This is a genomic window from Pseudomonas mandelii (assembly GCF_002251635.1).
Lineage (GTDB): Bacteria > Pseudomonadota > Gammaproteobacteria > Pseudomonadales > Pseudomonadaceae > Aquipseudomonas > Aquipseudomonas mandelii_B.
Map to the genome: position 1 here is coordinate 63348 of NZ_NMOJ01000126.1, position 19686 is coordinate 83033.

Sequence of the window (19686 nt, forward strand, 5' to 3'; positions counted from 1 at the left end):
CCTCATTGGGATGTAAGCAAGGGCGGGCGGCGCAGCAAGCCGTGCACCGGACCGAAGACCACGGACAGCAGATACCCACCGCCAGCCACCAGCACGATGGCCGGGCCGCTGGGCAGCGAGTAGTAGAACGACAGCAATAGGCCGAGCCATACCGAGAGGCAACCGAGCAGGGCGGCAATCGCAATCAAGACGGGTAAACGGCGACTCCAGAACCGCGAAGCGGCGGCCGGCAACATCATCAANCCCACTACCATTAACGCGCCGATGGCCTGGAAACCAATCACCAGGTTCAGCACCACCAGGGTCAGGAATAACCCGTGGGCGAGTGGGCCGAGGCGGCTGACGGTTTGCAGGAACAGTGGGTCAAGGGTGTCCAGCAGCAGCGGTTTGTAGATCAGCGCCATGGCGATCAGGCTGAAGCCGGACACCCAGAGCATGCCGGTCAGGGTGGTTTCATCGACAGCCAGTGCTGAGCCGAACAGCAGGTGCAAAAGGTCCAGGCGTTTGCCGGCAATGCCGAGAATCAATACACCTGCGGCGAGAGAGATGGGGTAGATGGCGGCGAGGCTGGCGTCTTCGCGCAGGCCGGTGCGGCGGGTTATCCAGGCTGACACGCCGGCCATGCTCAGGCCTGCGCCGAGGCCACCAATGGTCAGTGCAGGGAGGCTCAAACCGGCGAACCAGAAACCGAGGGCCGCACCCGGCAGGATGCCGTGGGCCACGGCGTCGCCGATCAGGCTCATGCGGCGCAGGATCAGAAACACGCCCAGCGGCGCGGTGCTGCAAGCGAGGACCAGCCCGCCGATGAGTGCCCGACGCATGAAGACAAACTCGTGGAACGGTTGCCAAAGTTGAGTGGCAGCGAGCATCAAGCCACCTGCGCTTGCGGTGGTTGGCGGATGAGTTCGGTACTGGGTCCAAGGACGCAACCGCTGCTTTTGATCAGCAGGCTTTGAGGAATGTGTTGGCGAACGGCGGCCAGGTCATGACACACGACCACCAGGGTTCGACCTTCGGCGTGCCAGTTATGAAGGTGTTTCCAGAGCAGCGTCTGGCCCAGCTCATCGAGCGCGGCGTGGGGCTCATCTAGCAGCAGCAAAGGCGCTTCGGCAAGACTCAATCGGGCGAGCAGGGCGCGTTGCAGTTCGCCGCCGGACAGCGCCATCAACGGGCGCTGTTCCAAACCCGTCAGGCACCAGTCTTCCAGCACGTCTTTGAGGCGTTGGCGGCGTATCTCTGGAGATTGCTTGCTGCCCCAGAAACCAGCGGCTACCAACTCCTGGAGGCTGATGGGGAATTGCCTGTCGAGGTGTTGCTGTTGAGGGAGGAAGGAGAGCGAGCCCTTGCGTGGAATATCGAGGCTGACTTTTCCGGCCAGGGGTTTTTGCAGCCCCGCGATCACTTTCAGCAGACTGCTTTTACCTGAGCCATTGGCGCCGATCACGGCAGTCAGACTGCCTTTGGGCAATTCTAAATCCACAGGTGGCGTGAGCGGTTGACCGGGTGCACCCCAGCGCAATGCCTGGCAACGGATCATGCGGTCACCCAGTTCCATCGGCTTTCGGCAACGGCATCGTGAGCATGAAGGCTTTCGGCGTGGACGACGCGTATGTGGAAAGCGTTGATGCCGGGGGAGCGTTTCAAGGCCAGATTCAAACGGCGAGCGGCGTCCTCGCAGAACATCAGGTTCTGCCCGTTGGCCAGGGCGAAGGCTTGTTCGTCCGCACGTTTCACGGCGGTTTGTACGGCAGTGCCGAGTGCCGCTTCGGCGTCATTGATGAGTGCAATCAGCGGCAGCTCATCCAGATAGTCGTCCAGTCGCAGCTGTAAACGTGCGTTGCTGCGTTGGCTGTGAGGTGTCGCAACGATGCCTTTGGTAGAGCCAAGCCAGGCCAATACATCGGCGTGTTGCAGCGATTTGTTGGCGAAGTCGTCGATGAATTGTTGCTGAATCAACTGCCGGGCAAGTGCGGCTGAACACGGGCAGGTGGAAGAGTAAGTAACGTCAATTTTTAGTTCCACGTGGAACATCTGGTTTTCCAGGCGCGCTTCGATGCTCACTGGATAGGTTTTCCAGCCGGCCAACGGACTGATCAACGCCGGCCTTTTGATCAGTAAATCCGCATCAATTTTTAAGTAAGCGCTGTGGGACAGCCCTTCATGACTGTCGAGAAAACTTTGCAGAACTCGCCGCAACAGGGCGGATGTCAGGTTTTCCTGCTCAAGTGCTTCCAGCGCTAAATACAGACGCGACATGTGAATACCGCGCGCTTCTCCATCATCGAGGCTCACGCCGGCGTCCGCCTTTGCGCTAAGCCGTTGGCCATCGAACAACACAGGAAGAGCGATGCCGCACATGCCTACCCAGTCGAGCGGCACAGCTTGGCGTGAAGCCTGCGCGGCAATATCCGGCAGAGTCAGCGCATTCATGAGCGGGTCCGTCGTGGGAGTGGGGTTTCATATGTTATGTTATTACATTGAAATCGACCATGCCTTTTTCACGAGCGGCTTCCAACATGCACAGACGTCACCTGCTCAACTGGATGCTGGCCTGCGCGGCCTTCGCTTTGCCCTTTGGTGTTTCGGCCACGCAGATTCGCAACGCGCGGCTCTGGCGATCGGATGACAAGCTACGTCTGGTGTTCGATTTGAGCGGGCCGGTGCAGTACAAAACCTTTTCACTGAGCGCTCCCGAGCGGCTGATCATTGACCTGCGTGGTGCCAGCCTCAGCGGCGACTTCAGTCAACTGGCCCTTGGCAATACTGTCATTCGCTCGATCCGTTCCGGGCATTTTGGTCAGGGCGATACGCGGATCGTCCTCGACCTCAACGGCCCGGTGCAGCTCAACAGTTTTCTCTTGCCGCCGCAGGATGGGCAAGGCGATCGGCTGGTGCTTGATCTGAAGACGGCAGCGCCGTTACACATCGCAGTCGCGCCTGAAGCGGCCGTCGACAAGGCTCACCCCAAGCGCGACATCATCGTGGTGGTCGACCCCGGTCACGGCGGCAAAGACCCCGGTGCGCTGGGCGCCAAAGGGGAACGAGAGAAAGACGTTGTCCTGTCCATCGCCCAGCTATTGGCCAAGCGACTGAAACGCGAGAAGGGCTTCGATGTGAAGCTGGTGCGCAACGACGACTTCTTCGTTCCGCTGCGTAAACGCGTCGAGATCGCCCGCAAGCACAACGCCGATATGTTCATCTCGGTGCATGCGGACGCGGCGCCGCGTCTCACCGCTTCAGGTGCCTCCGTGTATTGCTTGTCGGAAGGAGGCGCCACCTCGGCCACGGCGCGTTTCATGGCGCAGCGGGAGAACGGCGCGGACCTGTTGGGCGCCACGACCTTGCTCAATCTCAAGGACAAGGACCCGATGTTGGCCGGGGTGATTCTCGATATGTCGATGAACGCCACCATCGCCTCCAGCNTGCAGCTGGGCAGCACCGTGCTCGACAGCCTGGCGGGCATCACCACGCTGCATCAGAAGCGCGTGGAACAAGCGGGATTCGCGGTGCTGAAGTCGCCGGACGTGCCATCGATCCTGGTGGAAACCGGCTTCATTTCCAACGCTCGCGACAGCCAGCGACTGGTGACCGCACGCCATCAGCAGGCTGTGGCTGATGGATTGTTCGAAGGATTGCAGCGCTATTTTCAGAAGACCCCGCCGCTTGATAGCTTCATCGCCTGGCAACAGCAGCATAAAAAAGCGCAGGCCTAGCAGCCGCTGATCCTGCTACAGGTGAACCTGGCGCTACTGCCGCCAGAGCTGGAGAAGCGATTGATCGTAGTCCAGCCGACTCGCCGGTTGTAACCGACCCAGGCTTCGCCGTCGGAAGCAATACCGGTGAAAAACGTGAGCTGACCGTAACGGCTGTTGGTCTGCGCCCAATAGCGTTTGCCCACCCTTTCGAAACCGCGCAAATAGATCGTGCTGCCAACGGTGTTGACGCTATAGGCATTGCCATCGGCATCCACGCAGGCGAGCAGATTGGCGCTTCGGGTGCACTTCGCCAGGCTCGGCACTTGCGCCCAGGCGCCTACGGCAAACAACAGCGAAAAGCTTATCAGCGCTGATTTCAGGGCAATGCGCATGGGAGTTCTCACGGAGTGGGCGGGTTTCAGCATCGTGCCCTTTATCGAGGAGGACAAGAGCGGGCTGGCTTGATTGCGTTGTTATACTATAACATTCAAATCAGCCCGACACTGCGATCGGGCATCTCTGTGAGGAAAACCTGATGCCCAATCGTCTCCCCGTGACCGTCCTGTCAGGTTTTCTAGGCGCCGGTAAAAGCACGCTGCTCAACTACGTCCTGCGTAACCGCGAGAATCTTCGAGTCGCCGTGATCGTCAACGATATGAGCGAGATCAACATCGATGGCAGCGAAGTCCAACGCGATGTCAGCCTGAACCGCGCCGAAGAAAAACTCGTGGAGATGAGCAATGGCTGCATTTGCTGCACTTTGCGCGAAGACTTGCTCGAAGAAGTCAGCAAACTCGCCAGGGATGGACGTTTCGATTACCTGTTGATCGAATCCACTGGTATTTCCGAGCCGTTGCCCGTGGCAGAAACGTTCACCTTTCGTGATGAAAACGAGCAGAGCCTGGCCGATATTGCGCGCCTGGACACCATGGTCACCGTGGTGGATGGCATGAACTTCCTGCTCGACTACCAGGCCGCTGAAAGCCTGGCCTCACGCGGCGAAACCCTCGGCGAAGAAGATGAACGCTCGATCACCGACCTGCTGATCGAGCAAATCGAGTTCGCCGACGTGATCTTGATCAGCAAGATCGATTTGATCAGCCGCCACGAACGCGAAGAGCTGATCGCGATCCTTGAACGCCTCAATGCTCAGGCGCACATCATCCCGATGGTCATGGGTGAAGTCCCCCTGAAGGAAATCCTCAACACCGGGCGTTTCGACTTTGAGAAAGCTGCTCAAGCGCCAGGTTGGCTGCAAGAGTTACGCGGCGAGCACGTGCCGGAAGCCGAGGAGTACGGCATCGCCTCGACGGCCTACCGAGCCCGTCGACCGTTTCATCCGCAACGTTTTTTCAGCTTCATTGATCGACCGTGGGTGAACGGCAAACTGCTGCGCTCCAAAGGCTTTTTCTGGCTGGCCAGCAAGCATCAGGATGCGGGCAGTTGGTCTCAGGCCGGTGGCTTGATGCGCCATGGTTTCGCCGGGCGCTGGTGGCGCTTCGTGCCGAAAACCCAGTGGCCGCAGGACGAAGAAAGTACGGCCGGTATCATGGAAAACTGGACGGCCGCCACCGGCGATTGCCGCCAGGAACTGGTGTTCATCGGTCAGAACATCGACTTCGCGCAACTCACCGCTGAACTCGACAATTGCCTGCTGAGCGATGATGAAATGGCCTTGGGTGTCGAGGGTTGGCGTTTGCTGTCAGATCCGTTCGGTCCTTGGCACGAAGAGGTTGCCGCCTGATGTTGGCGCCCAGCCTGAAGCCGAGGCCGGTCGTTCATCAGGTTCTAGGTGAAACGCCACAAACCCTGACTCGAGTTCTTGAAGACGGGGTAAACCTGGCCGTCTGGCAGCGCCAGCTCCCGGCGCACATCAGTGATTTCGGGTGCATGTTGCTGTCCCTGAACGAGCCACTGGCCGAGTCGCTGGTCCTGGAGTTACCCAACGAAGACACCGAACCCAATCTGCATGGATTGGCCTCAGGATTCAGCGATCTCGAAGGCTATGCCGGTTTCATTGCCGACGTGTCCTGGCTGGTCAGCGCATTCGCCTGTCTGCTGGGCGCCAAACGCATCGGCCTGCGCGTGCGGGTCTTGGACAAGGCCATGTGCCCGCGCTTTCACGTCGATCATGTGCCGGTGCGGCTGATTACTACGTATTGCGGCATCGGCAGTCAGTGGCTGAAAGAAGGGGTGATGGATCGCCAGAAACTGGGCAAGCCTGAGGCCGAACCCACCGAAAATTCGCTGGTCGAGCACATTGCCAGCGGCGAAGTGGCACTGCTCAAAGGCGAGAAATGGCACGGTAATGAAGGATTCGGCCTGATCCACCGTTCGCCGCAACCCGCGCCGGGCGAACGTCGTTTGATTCTGACCCTGGATTGGCTGGGTTAAGGCTTGAGCCAGTTGCCTTGGCTTTGGCCTTCGCAAAACGGCTTCAGATACGCCGCATCGGTCGCCACGCCGTAATAGTGAATATCTTGCCGGTAAGGCATATTGGCGACTTGGGCGTTGCTGCACACGCCGAACGCGCCCTTGGGGCATTGGTCGACGTATTGCACGTCGACTTTCTGCCCGGGCAGGTTCGGTTGGCAGAAGCCGTCGGCGAAGAGCTTTTGCGGGATGTTGCGGTTCTGCTGGCAGACTTTTACGTCGAGTCGCTCGGCCGTGCTATGTACTACGCACGCCTGTGCCAGCGCCTCGCCGGAACAGAGCGCCAACACCAACGACAATCCCATCAACCGCATCCATTACCTCCTCAGAAAACATCGACCATGTTGCAGAACATTCCCACTCACGTCATTGCCGGCCCATTGGGTGCGGGCAAGACCAGCCTGATCAAGCACCTGCTGGCCCAACGCCCGGCCAACGAACGCTGGGCGGTGCTGATCAACGAGTTTGGCCAGATCGGCCTCGATGCCGCGCTGCTGACCCAGGACGCCGATGGTATCGCACTGGGGGAAGTGGCCGGGGGCTGTTTGTGTTGCGTGAACGGAGCGCCGTTTCAGATCGGCCTCGGGCGGTTGCTGCGCAAGGCACGGCCGGATCGGCTGTTCATCGAGCCTTCGGGGCTTGGGCATCCGGCGCAGTTGCTCAGGCAGTTAAGTGAGGCGCCGTGGCAAGGCGTACTGGCGGTACAACCATGTGTACTGGTTTTGGATGCCCAGGCGCTCGCGGTCGGCAAACCATTGCCCGAGGCGCAACAGGAGGCGTTGAGCAATGCTGGATTGTTGTTGCTGAACAAGGCGGAAGGTCTCGACGTCAATGATCGCCAGCGAATCGCCGCGCAGCTGCCTGCTCGCCCGTTGTACTGGACCCAGCACGCGTGCCTGCCGTTAAGCGAATTACCGGGCCTTGGCGTTCAGGCGGAGGCGGGTGTGGATAACTTCATCGTGCCCAAGGGATTGGCGCAGATGCCGGCCATCTGGATCGATCCTGCGCTGCCGATTTGCCTGAGTCAGGCGCAGGAGGGCGGCTGGAGCGTCGGCTGGCGTTGGCATCCGACTCAGACTTTCGATGTGGCGCGCGTGGGCCAGTGGCTTGAAAGCATTGCCTGGCGGCGGGCGAAGCTGGTTATCCACAGCGTCGACGGTTGGGTGTCAGCCAATGCGTTGGATAACTCGCCATTGGAATGGCAGCCGAGTGAATGGCGCCAGGATTCGCGGATCGAATTGATTTTCGACGAGCAGCAGGAAATGGCTTCACTGCAAAAAGCGTTGGGCGACTGTCTGACCGGTTAAGGACGCCACTTGGTGTGTTCTTGCCGCCACTGGCTCAGCTCGATCACTTCAGCGCGAGGCTTCTCCACGTCGACCACCGCAGGCGTGTCGTCGAACGGCATCGGGTAAGGCGCCAGTTCGATCTGCGCGCTGTGGGCGCCGAACTGGGTGATAGTGCCGGGGTGGCGGGTTTCGCCGGTCACGGTGAACTCGAAGTTGTACACCCGGGCCAGGCGCCGTCGGTCGTTGGCATCTTTGATGAACGCGATCTTTTTCAATGCCACGTTGCCGTCCAGCAGCTCGATGCCGAGCTTGGTGCAATGCAGCTTGACCCGTTCCAGCGCGCGCTCGCGCAGCCCGTGGTTGTGCCACAGCCATGCGCCGCCAGTGGCGAGCAGCATCAACACGAAGATATTTCCGAGGGTCAGCATCAACAGGTTGCTCCAACAAGATAGTGCCAGCTTAACTGCGTCGCCGGTCTGTCGTACAGGCCGTGTTTAGTCGCATACTGCGCGGCTCGAATTTCAATCGTTTGACGGAAAACACACCGCATGAAACGTACGCCCCATCTGCTCGCCATCCAGTCCCACGTGGTGTTCGGCCACGCTGGCAACAGCGCCGCGGTGTTCCCCATGCAGCGGGTCGGGGTGAACGTCTGGCCGCTCAACACCGTGCAATTCTCCAATCACACTCAGTANGGCCAGTGGGCCGGTGAAGTGCTGGCGCCGCACCAGATCCCCGAGTTGGTGGAAGGNATTGCGGCGATTGGCGAGCTCGGCAACTGCGATGCGGTGCTGTCCGGCTACCTCGGCAGTGCGGACCAGGGCCGTGCGATTCTGACGGGTGTGGCGCGGATCAAAGCCATCAACCCCAAGGCCCTGTACCTGTGCGACCCGGTGATGGGTCACCCGGAAAAGGGTTGTATCGTGCCCCAGGAAGTCAGCGATTTCCTGCTGGACGAGGCGGCCGCCCTGGCGGATTTCCTGTGCCCGAACCAGTTGGAGCTGGACAGCTTCTCGGGGCGCAAGCCGCAGTCGCTGTTCGATTGCCTGGCAATGGCGCGCGCACTGCTGGCGCGTGGGCCTAAAGCGGTGTTGGTCAAGCATCTGGACTATCCCGGCAAACCGGCGGATGGCTTCGAGATGTTGCTGGTAACGGCCGAAGGCAGCTGGCACCTGCGGCGTCCGCTGCTGGCGTTTCCGCGTCAGCCGGTGGGTGTGGGTGACTTGACGTCGGGGCTGTTTCTGGCGCGTGTGCTGTTGGGCGACAGCCTGTTGGCGGCCTTCGAGTTTACGGCGGCTGCGGTGCATGAAGTGCTGCTGGAAACCCAGGCCTGCGCCAGNTATGAGCTGGAACTGGTGCGAGCTCAGGACCGGATTGCGCATCCGCGGGTGAAGTTCGAAGCGACTGCGATCAGCCTCNGCGGGCTTGCTCGCGAAGGCTATCTAAAGCACACCATCAAACGGGCTGAACGGCTCAGGCATCGCCCTTGATTTCCTGATACCGCTTTTCCAGTTCCTGCCGAATCTGCCGACGTTGCTGGGCTTGGATGAAGCGGCGCTTGTCTTCGCTGTTCTGCGGCTGCAGCGGCGGTACGGCGGCGGGTTTGCGCTGGTCGTCCACGGCCACCATGGTGAAAAAGCAGCTGTTGGTATGGCGCACCGAGCGCTCACGGATGTTCTCGGTCACCACCTTAATGCCCACTTCCATTGAGGTGTTGCCGGTGTAGTTGACCGAGGCAAGGAAGGTCACCAACTCGCCGACATGGATCGGCTCGCGAAAGATCACCTGGTCGACCGACAACGTGACGACATAGCGGCCCGCGTAACGGCTCGCGCAGGCGTAGGCCACTTCGTCGAGGTACTTGAGCAGGGTGCCGCCGTGGACATTGCCTGAGAAGTTGGCCATGTCAGGGGTCATCAATACCGTCATCGACAGCTGGGCGTTTCCGGGTTCCATAGCACNCTCACGGGTCAAGGCAGAATGGCGGAAGGGCGGCACCTCTGCGGGTGCCTGGTCGGTTTTTTTCAAACCACAGTTATCGGGACGCCGGGCAGCTGGTCGCCGTCACGCCGGATCGATCTGTTTCCATATATTGCACCGCCTTTCTGGCGGAAGTCGCGGTGTTAACCTCCGAACGTCCACCTCAAGGAGCCCCACACCATGCATGCCATCAGTTTTATTCAGGATCTGGCAGTGATCATGTTGGTCGCAGGTGTGGTGACGGTGCTGTTCCACCGCTTCAAACAGCCGGTGGTGCTGGGCTATATCGTCGCCGGCTTCATCATCGGCCCGCACACACCGCCGTTCGGCCTGATCCACGACGAGGAAACCATCAAGACGCTCGCTGAACTCGGGGTGATTTTCCTGATGTTCTGCCTGGGCCTCGAGTTCAGCCTGCGCAAGTTGTTCAAGGTCGGNGCCACGGCGTTTATCGCGGCGTTCCTCGAAATTGTNCTGATGATCTGGATCGGCTACGANATCGGCCGATGGTTCGCCTGGAACACCATGGACTCGCTGTTCCTCGGCGCGATCCTGGCGATCTCCTCGACCACCATCATCGTCAAGGCACTGAATGACCTGAAGATGAAGAACGAGCGCTTTGCCCAGCTGATCTTCGGCGTGCTGATCGTCGAGGACATCCTCGGTATCGGCATCATTGCCTTGCTGTCGAGCATCGCGGTCAGCGGCACGGTCAGTTCTGGCGAAGTGTTTTCCACGGTCGGCAAGCTCTCGCTGTTCATGATCGTCGCGCTGGTCATCGGCATTTTGCTGGTGCCACGCCTGCTGGCCTACGTGGCCAAGTTCGAAAGCAACGAGATGCTGCTGATCACCGTATTGGGTCTGTGTTTCGGCTTCTGCCTGCTGGTGGTCAAGCTGGAATACAGCATGGTGCTGGGCGCGTTCCTGATCGGCGCGATCATGGCCGAGTCCCGCCAGTTGATTAAGATCGAGCGCTTGATCGAGCCAGTGCGAGACATGTTCAGTGCAATCTTTTTCGTGGCCATCGGCTTGATGCTCGATCCCATGATCCTGCTGCAATACGCCTGGCCGATCGCAGTGATCACTGTGGCCGTTGTGCTCGGCAAAATGCTTTCCTGCGGTCTCGGGGCCTTTATCGCCGGGAATGACGGACGCACCTCACTGCGCGTGGGAATGGGGCTTTCGCAGATTGGCGAATTCTCCTTCATCATTGCCGCGCTGGGCATGACGCTGCAGGTCACCAGCAACTTCCTCTACCCGGTCGCCGTGGCAGTTTCGGTGCTTACCACGTTGCTGACGCCGTATCTGATCCGCGCGGCTGATCCGCTGTCGATCAAGCTTGCTGCGGTGATGCCGCAGCGACTGGGTCGAGTGTTGGGGATGTATGGCGAGTGGCTGCGCAGTATCCAGCCTCAGGGCGAGGGCGCGTTGCTGGCGTCGATGATCCGAAAGATTCTGTTGCAGGTCGGGGTGAATCTGGCTTTGGTGATTGCGATCTTCTTTTCCGGCGCGTATTTCGCCGAACGCATGTCCGCGTACCTGCAAGACTGGATCAGTGATCCGAGCTGGCAGAAAGCGTTGATCTGGGGTGCGGCGTTGCTGTTGTCGCTGCCGTTCCTGATTGCGGCGTATCGCAAGCTCAAGGCGCTGTCGATGCTGTTGGCGGAGATGGGCGTTAAGCCGGAGATGGCAGGGCGCCACACGCAGCGAGTGCGCCGGGTGATCGCCGAAGTGATCCCGATCCTCTCGCTGCTGGTGATCTTCCTGCTACTGGCAGCCTTGTCGGCCAGTATTCTGCCGACCAACAAGTTGCTGGTGCTGATTGTCGTGGTCGCCGCCACGGTGGCGGCGCTGCTCTGGCGCTGGTTTATCCGCGTGCACACGCGGATGCAGGTGGCCTTGCTCGAAACGCTGGACAACCACAAGGAATCGTCCGGGCATTGACCACGCGGCGTGTCAGACGACTCAGCTTTCCAGCCAGACGTCCCGTGCCCAGTGCCACACCGATTCCCAGGTTTCTTCGGTGACGAGTTCTTCTTCGCCGGACCACAGCACCACGGTGCCGTCTTCTTCGACGCAGTAGTAGTCGTCGCCGTCCTGGCAGATCGGGATCATGCTGCGGTCAACACCGGCATCCCAGGCGTTGGCGGCAACGTCCGGCAGGTAGGTGTGGGATTGCGGGTCGGTGACGGTCACCGGCTCCAGGCTGCCATACACCACGTCGCTGACGGTCAGCAGGAATTCGCGGAAGACAAAGGGGATGTCGATGAACAGTTGTTCTTCGATTTCCACCAGTTGGTCTTCGTCAGGCAGCTCCAGAGGAACCGGGACCGGTTCGTTGGCTTCACGCAATTGTTCGATGATTTCTTCCACGGCCGGGATCCTCTTGCTAGATGGCGCGGTTTATAGGGGCGTTTTATACAGTAGCTCGCTACAGATGCAACTGCGAAATAGAAAACCCCGGCCGAGGCCGGGGTTTCTATTACAGCATGCATAACGCGGAGGGGATCAGCCGTTCTGGCGGATACCGGCCACCAGCCAAGGCTGGTTTTCGCCTTGGGCGCGTTCCATGTTCCAGCTTTCGCTGAACACTTCGCCCTGGTCGAAACGCGAGGTCTTCGACACGCCGCTGAAGGTCAGGGTGGCGATGGTCTTGTCGGCGCGATCATCCACACCTTCCANTTGAACATTGAGGTTATCAATGTAGGTGGACTGGAAACCNTCGCCCAGGTCGGCGCGTTCGCGCTTGAGGAACTCCAGCAGTTGCGGGGTCACGAACTCGGAGATCTTGTCCATCTCGTTGGCGTCCCAGTGCTGCTGCAGGGACTGGAAGTGGCTGCGGGCCGCTTCGACGAAACGCTCTTCGTTGAACCAGGCTGGCGCGTTGATTACCGGACGAGCGGCAGCAGGTGCTGCCGAGCCGCCGAAGATCGAACCCATGCCGGCAGGCTTCTGCTCGAACACTTCACGTTGCATCGGTGCGCCAGCTGGAGCCAGATGCTCCTGTTGCTTGCGACGACGAGCGGCGATGAAGCGGAAGATCAGGAACGCGATGACGGCCATGATCAGGATGTCGAAGATCTGCATGCCCTGGAAGCCGCCGCCCATGAACATGGACGCGAGCAGGCCACCGGCTGCGATACCGGCCAGAGGGCCGAGCCAGCGCGAAGCTCCGCCGGCCTTGGCGGCAGCGCCAGCGGCACCGGCCGCGCCCGCAGTGGCAGCAGCACCACCGGCACCGGCGGATGGAGCCATTTGGCTGGTCTGGTGAGTCGGCGCCGAGCCCATGCTTTTGCCGCCACCGAAGCGCTTGGCGTTGGCGTCGAGGCTCATCGTCAAGCCGATGCACAACGCCATGGCGATGCTAAGAAAACGTTTCATAAAGGGAATTCCCATTTGTGGATTGCACGCGCGCCATGTTGCACAGGTGTTGTGTTACTGGCTAGCGGCAGAGTGTTTCGGGCTTTTGCCTGACAGGTTGCGTTCAGCTTCGGTCAGCGCAATAGGGCCTGTTAACTTTGGTCTGTAGGACAAGTGGATAAGTTCTGCAGGAAGGATATCTAGCGTCGCAAGGCCAGCATGACCACCCCGGCCGTTATCAGGCTGATTCCGCCCCATTGGCGGGTGTTTATGAAAAACCGCAGCGTTGCCTTCGCGAGCAAGCCCACTCCTGCATTAGTTCTCTGGCGGGCTTTAGATCGCCTCCAGCTTGGCGTAACCCAACATCAGCCACTTGCTGCCTTCGCTGAAGTTCACCTGCACGCGAGCTTGAGCCCCGGCGCCCTCGAAGTTCAGGATCACGCCGTCGCCGAACACCGAATGCCGCACGGCCTGACCGAGGCTGAACCCGGTGTCCGGGATCTCGCTGCCGCCAAACAGGCTGCTGGAGCTCTGTTGCTGGCCNCCGCCGAACGGGCGGCTGACGCTGTTGGACAGGCGCACTTCCTGAATCAGCCCCTTCGGCACTTCACGTACGAAGCGCGACACCTTGTTGTAGGTTTCGCTGCCGTACAGGCGTCGGGTCTCGGCATAGGTCATCACCAGGTTCTGCATGGCACGCGTGATGCCCACGTAGGCCAGGCGGCGTTCTTCCTCAAGGCGGCCGGGCTCTTCCAGGCTCATCTTGTGCGGGAACAGGCCTTCTTCCATGCCCACCAGGAACACATACGGAAATTCGAGGCCCTTGGCGCTGTGCAAGGTCATCAGCTGGATGCTGTCTTCGTGCTCGTCGGCCTGGGTATCACCAGCCTCCAACGACGCATGGCCAAGAAATGCCGCCAATGGCGTCAGGTCTTCGTCTTCTTCAGTGTTTTCGAACGCGCGGGCGGCGCTGACCAGTTCCTCAAGGTTTTCTACCCGGGCCTGGCCTTTCTCGCCTTTTTCCGCTTCGTGATAGGCGATCAGCCCGGACTGCTCGATAACCGTCTGAGTCATCAGGTGCAGCGGCATGTCCATGCACTTGGCGGCAAGGTTCTCGATCAGCTCGACAAACACACCCAAAGCACCGGCGGCGCGGCCGGTCAGGCCTTTATTGGCGATTAGCAAGCGCATGGCTTCCCACATCGACACATCGGCGTGGCGCGCGTGGTCGCGAATAGCTTCGACGGTTTTTTCGCCGATGCCACGCGCCGGGATATTGATCACCCGCTCCAGCGCCGCATCGTTGCCACGACCTTCCAGCAAACGCAGGTAGGCCATGGCGTTCTTGATTTCCGCCCGCTCGAAGAAGCGCTGGCCGCCATAGATGCGGTACGGGATGCGTTCGCGCAGCAAGGCTTCCTCCAACACCCGCGATTGGGCGTTGGAGCGATACAGGATGGCGATATCGCTGCGCGCCAAACCGGTTTTCAGCGCGCTTTCGATGGTTTCCACCACATAGCGCGCTTCATCGTGTTCGTTGAACGCGGCGTACAGGTTGATCGCTTCGCCTTCGCCGCCGTCGGTCCACAGCTCTTTGCCCATGCGCCCGGTGTTATTGGCGATCAGCGCGTTGGCAGCCTTGAGGATGCCGGCGGTGGAGCGGTAGTTCTGCTCCAGGCGGATGGTGATTGCGTCCGGGAAGTCGTCGGAATACTGGTAGATGTTCTCGATTTTCGCGCCGCGCCAGCCGTAGATCGACTGGTCGTCGTCGCCCACCACCATCAGGCTGTCACCGCCCTTGGCCAGCAAGCGCAACCAGGCGTACTGCACGGCGTTGGTGTCCTGGAACTCGTCCACCAGAATGTGCCGGAAGCGCTTCTGGTAATGCGCCAGCAAGCCGGGGTTGTCGCGCCACAGGTCGAGGGCGCGCAGCAGCANTTCGGAGAAGTCGATAACACCGGCGCGCAGGCAAGCGGCCTCGTAGGCCTCATAAATGCTGCGCATGGTCGCCAGGAACAGGTCGCCGCTGGCTTGAATGTGTTGCGGACGCAGACCTTCGTCTTTCTGCCCATTGATAAACCACTGAGCCTGACGGGCCGGCCAGCGTTGCTCGTCCAGCCCCAGNTCGCGGATCACGCGCTTGACCAAGCGTTGCTGGTCGTCGCTGTCGAGGATCTGGAACGTCTGGCTCAAGCCCGCTTCCTGCCAGTGCGCTCGCAACAGGCGGTGTGCCAGGCCGTGGAACGTGCCCACCCACATGCCAGCGGGGCTGATGCCCATCAACTGCTCGATGCGGTGACGCATTTCGGCAGCGGCCTTGTTGGTGAAGGTTACCGACAGGATCGAATGCGGGGACGCGTTTTCGACCTGGATCAACCAGGCGATACGGTGCACCAGCACTCGGGTTTTACCGGAGCCAGCACCGGCCAGGACCAACTGACGGCCAACGGGGGCTGCTACGGCCTGGCGTTGGGCATCGTTGAGGGAGTTCAGCAAAAGAGAGAGATCATCGCGCATCGGGGCATTCTAGGGTGCGCCGTCACACCGGGCAAACCGAGCTTTGCATTAGCCGATAAAAGAAGCGCGGATGACGACCGGTCAGTCACTGGCTGCAAGCGTTGACGGGGCTCGCTCCAAGGGTTTTCAGGGGGCGGCGGGGGGCTGAAATTTTGTCGATTTTATGATCTGGGGCAGTTTGGTAAGGGCATCGGCTTGTGTATGCTCCGTCCACGTTTCGGGCTCATGCTCATCATTATAAGAACAAGAACATTGCCTATGACCCTCAGCTCTGACCTGTCGGGCCCTTCTGTGGAGCCCCGGGTTATCCGCAAGCAGTACGCCATGGAAATGGCGGTCGAGCGCACGCGCCTGCTCTACCAAGGCTCGCTGCTGCCCACGCTGTTCATGCTGATTAACGGTCTGGTCTGTGCCGGACTGCTCTGGAGTCCGCAGCGCTACTTCATCGTCAGCGTCTGGCTGATCTGGCTTCTATCGCTGGTGGCCCTGCGGGTGATTCAAGTCGCGGCCTTCGATTCGGCCATTCCCAATCGCCAGGCTCATCCGGTCTGGCGTCGAATGTTCCTGCTGGGCTCCGCCATGACAGGCCTGACCCTGGCCGGTGCCGGCATCGCCCTGGTCCCCGCTGATAATTTCATGCAACAAGCCTGGGTATTCGGCCTGATCGGCGCCGCCGCCCTTTCGGCGAGCGTCGCCTACGCGGTCAGCCTGCCGGCGTTTCTGTCCTTTACCTTGCCCTGCCTGTTGCCGGCCATCACCTATCTGTTCTGGGGTGGCGATGAACAAGGCCAGGGTTGGGGCTGGTTCGGTCTGATTTTATTGGGCGCGTTGAGCGTGGTGGCCTGGCAGGTCAATCGGTTGATCGACAGCGGCTTGCTGCGGCGTTTCCAGAATCAGGCCCTGATCGAGCATCTGCAGCAGGCGCAGAGCTGCGGTGACCAGCTCAATCACGAGCTGGCCAAAGAGATTGATCACCGCCGGTGCGCCGAAGACAAGTTACGCGAAGCCCAAGTCGAGCTGGAAAACCGGGTCGCCCAGCGCAGCCTTGAACTGGACGCGGCCAACCAGGCCCTGAGCAAGAGCGAAGCGCGGCTGGCGCTGGCGTTGAAGGCCAGTGAACTCGGGCTGTGGGACTGGAACCTGCAAACTGACGAAGTCCATCACACCCAGCTTCAGGAGTTGTTCGGCCTGGAACCGGAATTCGTCACCGCGATGCTCAGCCACCTCAAGCCGCGCCTTCACCCTGAAGACTTGCCGTCGCTACGCCGTGCTCTCGTCGAGCATCTGAAAGGCCGCAGCGAGGATTACCAGATCGAATACCGGGTGCGGCATGGCGACGGCCACTGGGTCTGGATCGAGGACCGTGGGCGGGCGGTCGAGCGCAGCGACAATGGTCGGGTGATCCGCATGGTCGGCACCCGCCGCGACATCAGCGCGAGCAAGGGCCAGGAAGAACAGCGCCAATTGGCGGCGACGGTGTTCGAGGCGGCCAGTGAAGGCATCGTGATTTTCGACCCCAATTACGCGCTGATCGCAGTCAATCAGGCGTTCAGCCGCGTCACCGGCTACGACATTGAAGACATGCTTGGGCGCAACGTCGTCGAGTTGCCGTGCAGCCGCGATGCGCGCCGACACTACGGCGCTATCCATCATGCGCTGGAACAGCACGGCACCTGGCAGGGCGAACTGGTGGAAACCCGCAAGAACGGCGAGCTCTATCCGCAGTGGCTGCAACTGAATGTAGTGCGCGATGCTCGCGGAAAAGTCAGTCATATTGTCGGCTTCTTCGCCGATCTTTCCGCGCGGCGTGAATCCGAAGAGCGCATGCGCTACCTCACTCACTATGACGAGTTGACGGGCCTGGCCAACCGCTCGCTGTTTCGCGAACGGCTGCGCGAAGCTCACCAACGCGTGCGTCAGGGCGGGCGCAGCCTGGCACTGCTGCATATCAACCTGGACCGCTTCAAGCTGCTTAATGACAGCCTCGGCCATGAAGTCGCGGATCAGCTGTTGCAGAAAATGGCCCGGCGGCTGGTCAACGCATTGCCCGAGGCAGACACCATTGCGCGGCTTTCCGGTGACGAATTTGCGGTGATATTCGACGCCTACGGCAACCTGTCGAGCCTGGCCCGCGTGGCGACCCGATTGTCGACCAAATTGCGTTTGCCGATCACCGTCGATGGTCATGAACTGGTGGTCAGCGCCTCGATGGGCATCAGCCTGCTGCCGGATAATGCGCGGGAGATTTCCGCGCTGGTCAGCCAATCGAACATGGCCATGCAGCACGCCAAACACTTGGGCGGCAACAATTTCCAGTTCTACACTGAAAGCTTGCAGGCCAGCACCCTTGAGCGATTGCAGCTTGAAAATCAGCTGCGCAAAGCCATCGACGAAAAGCAACTGCAAGTCTATTACCAACCCAAACTTTGCCTTGAGACGGGTCGCCTGAACGCAGCCGAAGCCTTGGTGCGTTGGGATCATCCGACCATGGGCCGCGTGCCACCGGGGGACTTTATCGGTCTGGCCGAGGAAACCGGCTTGATCGGTCCGATCGGCGAGTTCGTGTTGCGCCAAGCCTGTTGGCAGGCCTGCGAATGGCAACGGCAGGGGCTTGAGCCGATTCGCGTGTCGGTGAACCTGTCAGTGCATCAGTTGCGCCAGGGCAAGTTGGTCAGCCTGGTGCGCCAGGTACTTGAAGAAACCGGCCTGGCCCCGCACTACCTGGAGCTCGAACTCACCGAAAGCCAGTTGCTGGACAGCGTCGAACACATCATCGCNACCTTCCAGCAACTGCGCGATTTGGGCGTGAAGCTGGCCATTGATGACTTCGGCACGGGCTATTCGTCCCTCAGTTACCTCAAGCGTATCCCCGTGGACTACGTGAAGATCGACCAGACGTTTATTCGCGGNCTGGGGCAGGGCAGCGAGGACGCGGCGATCACCCGGGCGATCATCGCCATGGCGCATGGTTTGTCGCTGAAAGTGGTGGCTGAGGGTGTGGAGCGGGCAGAGCAGCTGGAATTCTTGAAAGCCGAGCGCTGCGATGAGGTGCAGGGTTATCTGGTCAGTCGGCCGGTCGAAGCCGATGGCCTGGCTGCGCTTTTACGTGAGGACGCAAAACCCTTGTAAGTGCTACATGGAGCGCATGTGGCGTGGAATGGGGACATCGAGTTACGCATTGAGCAGGCAAAAAGCCGATTCATGTAGTATAACTACAAGCTTGCTACATCCCCGGCACCCGCCAATAACAAGAGTCCTGTCCCTTGAATCTGCTGCAACACATCGCCCAGTCACGCCACCTCTTACGCAAGTCGGAGCTCAAGGTTGCCGATCACGTGCTGCTTGATCCTGCGGCTGTGATGCACAGTTCCATGGCCGACCTGGCCCACAGCGTGGGCATCAGTGAGCCGACCATCGTGCGCTTCTGCCGCGCCATCGGTTGCTCCGGGTTCCAGGACTTGAAACTCAAACTGGCCCAGAGCCTGGCGGCCGGTGCGAGCTTCGGGCAGTTTGCGATTCACGAAGACGATTCCGTCGCCGACTACAGCCTGAAAATCTTCGACACCACCTTGCACACCCTCATGGAAGTGCGCGAGAAGCTCGATCCGGTGGAGTTGCAGCGAGCTGTGTCGCTGATGTCCCAGGCTCAGCGCGTCGAGTTCTACGGCTTTGGCGCATCGGGCGCGGTNGCTGCGGATGCCCAGCACAAATTCTTCCGCCTGCTGCTCACCGCAGCGGCCTATAGCGACCCGCACATGCAGGCGATGTCGGCGGTCACGCTGAAACCGACTGATGTGGCGATCTGTATTTCCCAGTCCGGGCGTTCCAAGGATTTGTTGATCACGGCCAACCTGGTGCGTGAGAGCGGCGCCTCGTTGATCACGTTGTGCCCGAGCCAGACGCCGTTGGCCGAGCTGTCGACCGTCAACCTGGCGATTGATGTGCATGAAGACACTGAAATCTACACGCCGCTGACCTCGCGTATCGCCCACCTGGTGGTGATCGACGTGCTGGCGATGGGCGTGGCCATGGCGCGCGGGCCGAGCCTGGTCAACCACCTCAAGAGCGTGAAGCGCAGCTTGCGCAGCCTTCGTCTCTCGCCTAAATCCGTCAAAGCCCTCGACGATTGACCCCAAGTTCGAGCGCGGACCCTGTGGCGAGGGAGCAAGCTCCCTCGCCACAGGGTTCGCAGCCAACCTCCATTCAATCGGTGAAAGCCCTCGACGATTGACCCCAAGTTCGAGCGCGGACCCTGTGGCGAGGGAGCAAGCTCCCTCGCCACAGGGTTCGCAGCCAACCTGTGAGCTTCATCATTTTGTAACCCGCCCGCCGCCAAACCGTCATCCCGCGCGCCTATCNTGANNTCCCCGTACTCGCATTGGGAGACTCAAAATGGCCCGGCAATACGAAGA

General features: G+C 60.4%; 17 protein-coding genes and 1 pseudogene. 8 read left to right on the plus strand and 10 right to left on the minus strand.

The annotated features are described in order from the left end of the window. Positions 1 to 2 precede the first annotated feature (2 nt). Genes B7L09_RS17500 through folE2 form a run of 3 tightly spaced genes read right to left on the minus strand, consistent with a single transcriptional unit; the run spans position 3 to position 2430 of the window. A complete protein-coding gene (locus B7L09_RS17500) occupies positions 3 to 869 on the minus strand; it encodes a metal ABC transporter permease (RefSeq protein ID WP_094469898.1) in 867 nt (288 codons plus the stop codon). Beyond that, the gene (locus B7L09_RS17505) at positions 869 to 1537 is read right to left on the minus strand and encodes a metal ABC transporter ATP-binding protein (protein WP_094469899.1); all 669 of its coding nucleotides are present in this window, start codon (positions 1535 to 1537) and stop codon (positions 869 to 871) included. The genes B7L09_RS17500 and B7L09_RS17505 overlap by 1 nt, the downstream gene beginning before the upstream one ends. Further along, positions 1534 to 2430: a GTP cyclohydrolase FolE2 gene (gene folE2, locus B7L09_RS17510; protein WP_094469900.1), complete on the minus strand. Its 897-nt coding sequence runs from the start codon at positions 2428 to 2430 to the stop codon at positions 1534 to 1536. Before folE2 ends, B7L09_RS17505 begins: the two co-directional genes overlap by 4 nt. Positions 2431 to 2516: 86 nt before the next feature. Between folE2 and B7L09_RS17515 the strand changes: the two genes are divergently transcribed. After that, positions 2517 to 3713 carry an N-acetylmuramoyl-L-alanine amidase gene (locus B7L09_RS17515; protein ID WP_094469901.1) on the plus strand — a complete coding sequence of 399 codons (1197 nt, stop codon included), beginning with the start codon at positions 2517 to 2519 and terminating at the stop codon, positions 3711 to 3713. Here the strand turns inward: B7L09_RS17515 and B7L09_RS17520 are convergent. Next, positions 3710 to 4087, minus strand: a complete 378-nt coding sequence (locus tag B7L09_RS17520; RefSeq protein WP_094469902.1) for a glutamine synthetase — start codon at positions 4085 to 4087, stop codon at positions 3710 to 3712. The genes B7L09_RS17515 and B7L09_RS17520 overlap by 4 nt on opposite strands. Before the next feature lie 143 nt (positions 4088 to 4230). Between B7L09_RS17520 and zigA the strand changes: the two genes are divergently transcribed. After that, a complete protein-coding gene (gene zigA / locus B7L09_RS17525) occupies positions 4231 to 5439 on the plus strand; it encodes a zinc metallochaperone GTPase ZigA (protein ID WP_094469903.1) in 1209 nt (402 codons plus the stop codon). Further along, entirely contained in the window at positions 5439 to 6089 is a 651-nt protein-coding gene (locus B7L09_RS17530) for a DUF1826 domain-containing protein (protein WP_094469904.1), read from the plus strand. Before zigA ends, B7L09_RS17530 begins: the two co-directional genes overlap by 1 nt. Here the strand turns inward: B7L09_RS17530 and B7L09_RS17535 are convergent. After that, positions 6086 to 6442, minus strand: a complete 357-nt coding sequence (locus B7L09_RS17535; RefSeq protein WP_094469905.1) for an NADH:ubiquinone oxidoreductase — start codon at positions 6440 to 6442, stop codon at positions 6086 to 6088. The genes B7L09_RS17530 and B7L09_RS17535 overlap by 4 nt on opposite strands. A 27-nt stretch (positions 6443 to 6469) precedes the next feature. On the opposite strand from B7L09_RS17535, the gene B7L09_RS17540 reads away from it, so the two are divergent. Beyond that, on the plus strand, positions 6470 to 7435 hold the full coding sequence (locus B7L09_RS17540; RefSeq protein WP_094469906.1) for a CobW family GTP-binding protein: 966 nt from the start codon (positions 6470 to 6472) through the stop codon (positions 7433 to 7435). On the opposite strand, the gene B7L09_RS17545 is transcribed toward B7L09_RS17540, so the two are convergent. Next, on the minus strand, positions 7432 to 7845 hold the full coding sequence (locus tag B7L09_RS17545; protein ID WP_094469907.1) for a DUF3301 domain-containing protein: 414 nt from the start codon (positions 7843 to 7845) through the stop codon (positions 7432 to 7434). The two genes, B7L09_RS17540 and B7L09_RS17545, sit on opposite strands and share 4 nt — an antisense overlap. A 120-nt stretch (positions 7846 to 7965) precedes the next feature. Between B7L09_RS17545 and pdxY the strand changes: the two are divergent. After that, positions 7966 to 8829, plus strand: a pseudogene (pdxY, locus tag B7L09_RS17550) (pyridoxal kinase PdxY); the annotation flags it as partial. A gap of 61 nt (positions 8830 to 8890) precedes the next feature. Here pdxY and B7L09_RS17555 read toward each other — a convergent pair. After that, the gene (locus B7L09_RS17555; protein ID WP_094469908.1) at positions 8891 to 9373 is read right to left on the minus strand and encodes an acyl-CoA thioesterase; all 483 of its coding nucleotides are present in this window, start codon (positions 9371 to 9373) and stop codon (positions 8891 to 8893) included. Positions 9374 to 9577: 204 nt separating this feature from the next. Here B7L09_RS17555 and B7L09_RS17560 point away from each other — a divergent pair, with 204 nt between their 5' ends. After that, complete coding sequence (locus B7L09_RS17560; RefSeq protein ID WP_094469909.1) at positions 9578 to 11341, plus strand: cation:proton antiporter; 1764 nt, start codon at positions 9578 to 9580, stop codon at positions 11339 to 11341. A 21-nt stretch (positions 11342 to 11362) separates the two neighbouring features. Here the strand turns inward: B7L09_RS17560 and B7L09_RS17565 are convergent, their stop codons facing one another. From B7L09_RS17565 to uvrD, 3 genes are all read right to left on the minus strand, one after another. Continuing rightward, complete coding sequence (locus tag B7L09_RS17565) at positions 11363 to 11770, minus strand: SMI1/KNR4 family protein (protein WP_017739032.1); 408 nt, start codon at positions 11768 to 11770, stop codon at positions 11363 to 11365. A gap of 135 nt (positions 11771 to 11905) precedes the next feature. Beyond that, positions 11906 to 12778, minus strand: a complete 873-nt coding sequence (locus tag B7L09_RS17570; RefSeq protein ID WP_094469910.1) for a Tim44 domain-containing protein — start codon at positions 12776 to 12778, stop codon at positions 11906 to 11908. Between the two features lie 312 nt (positions 12779 to 13090). Beyond that, entirely contained in the window at positions 13091 to 15274 is a 2184-nt protein-coding gene (gene uvrD, locus B7L09_RS17575; protein ID WP_094469911.1) for a DNA helicase II, read from the minus strand. A gap of 258 nt (positions 15275 to 15532) precedes the next feature. Here uvrD and B7L09_RS17580 point away from each other — a divergent pair, with 258 nt between their 5' ends. Together B7L09_RS17580 and hexR are read left to right on the plus strand one after the other, a co-directional pair. Next, entirely contained in the window at positions 15533 to 18403 is a 2871-nt protein-coding gene (locus tag B7L09_RS17580; protein ID WP_094469912.1) for an EAL domain-containing protein, read from the plus strand. Between the two features lie 134 nt (positions 18404 to 18537). Then, a complete protein-coding gene (gene hexR, locus B7L09_RS17585; protein WP_008027445.1) occupies positions 18538 to 19404 on the plus strand; it encodes a transcriptional regulator HexR in 867 nt (288 codons plus the stop codon). Positions 19405 to 19686 lie beyond the last annotated feature (282 nt).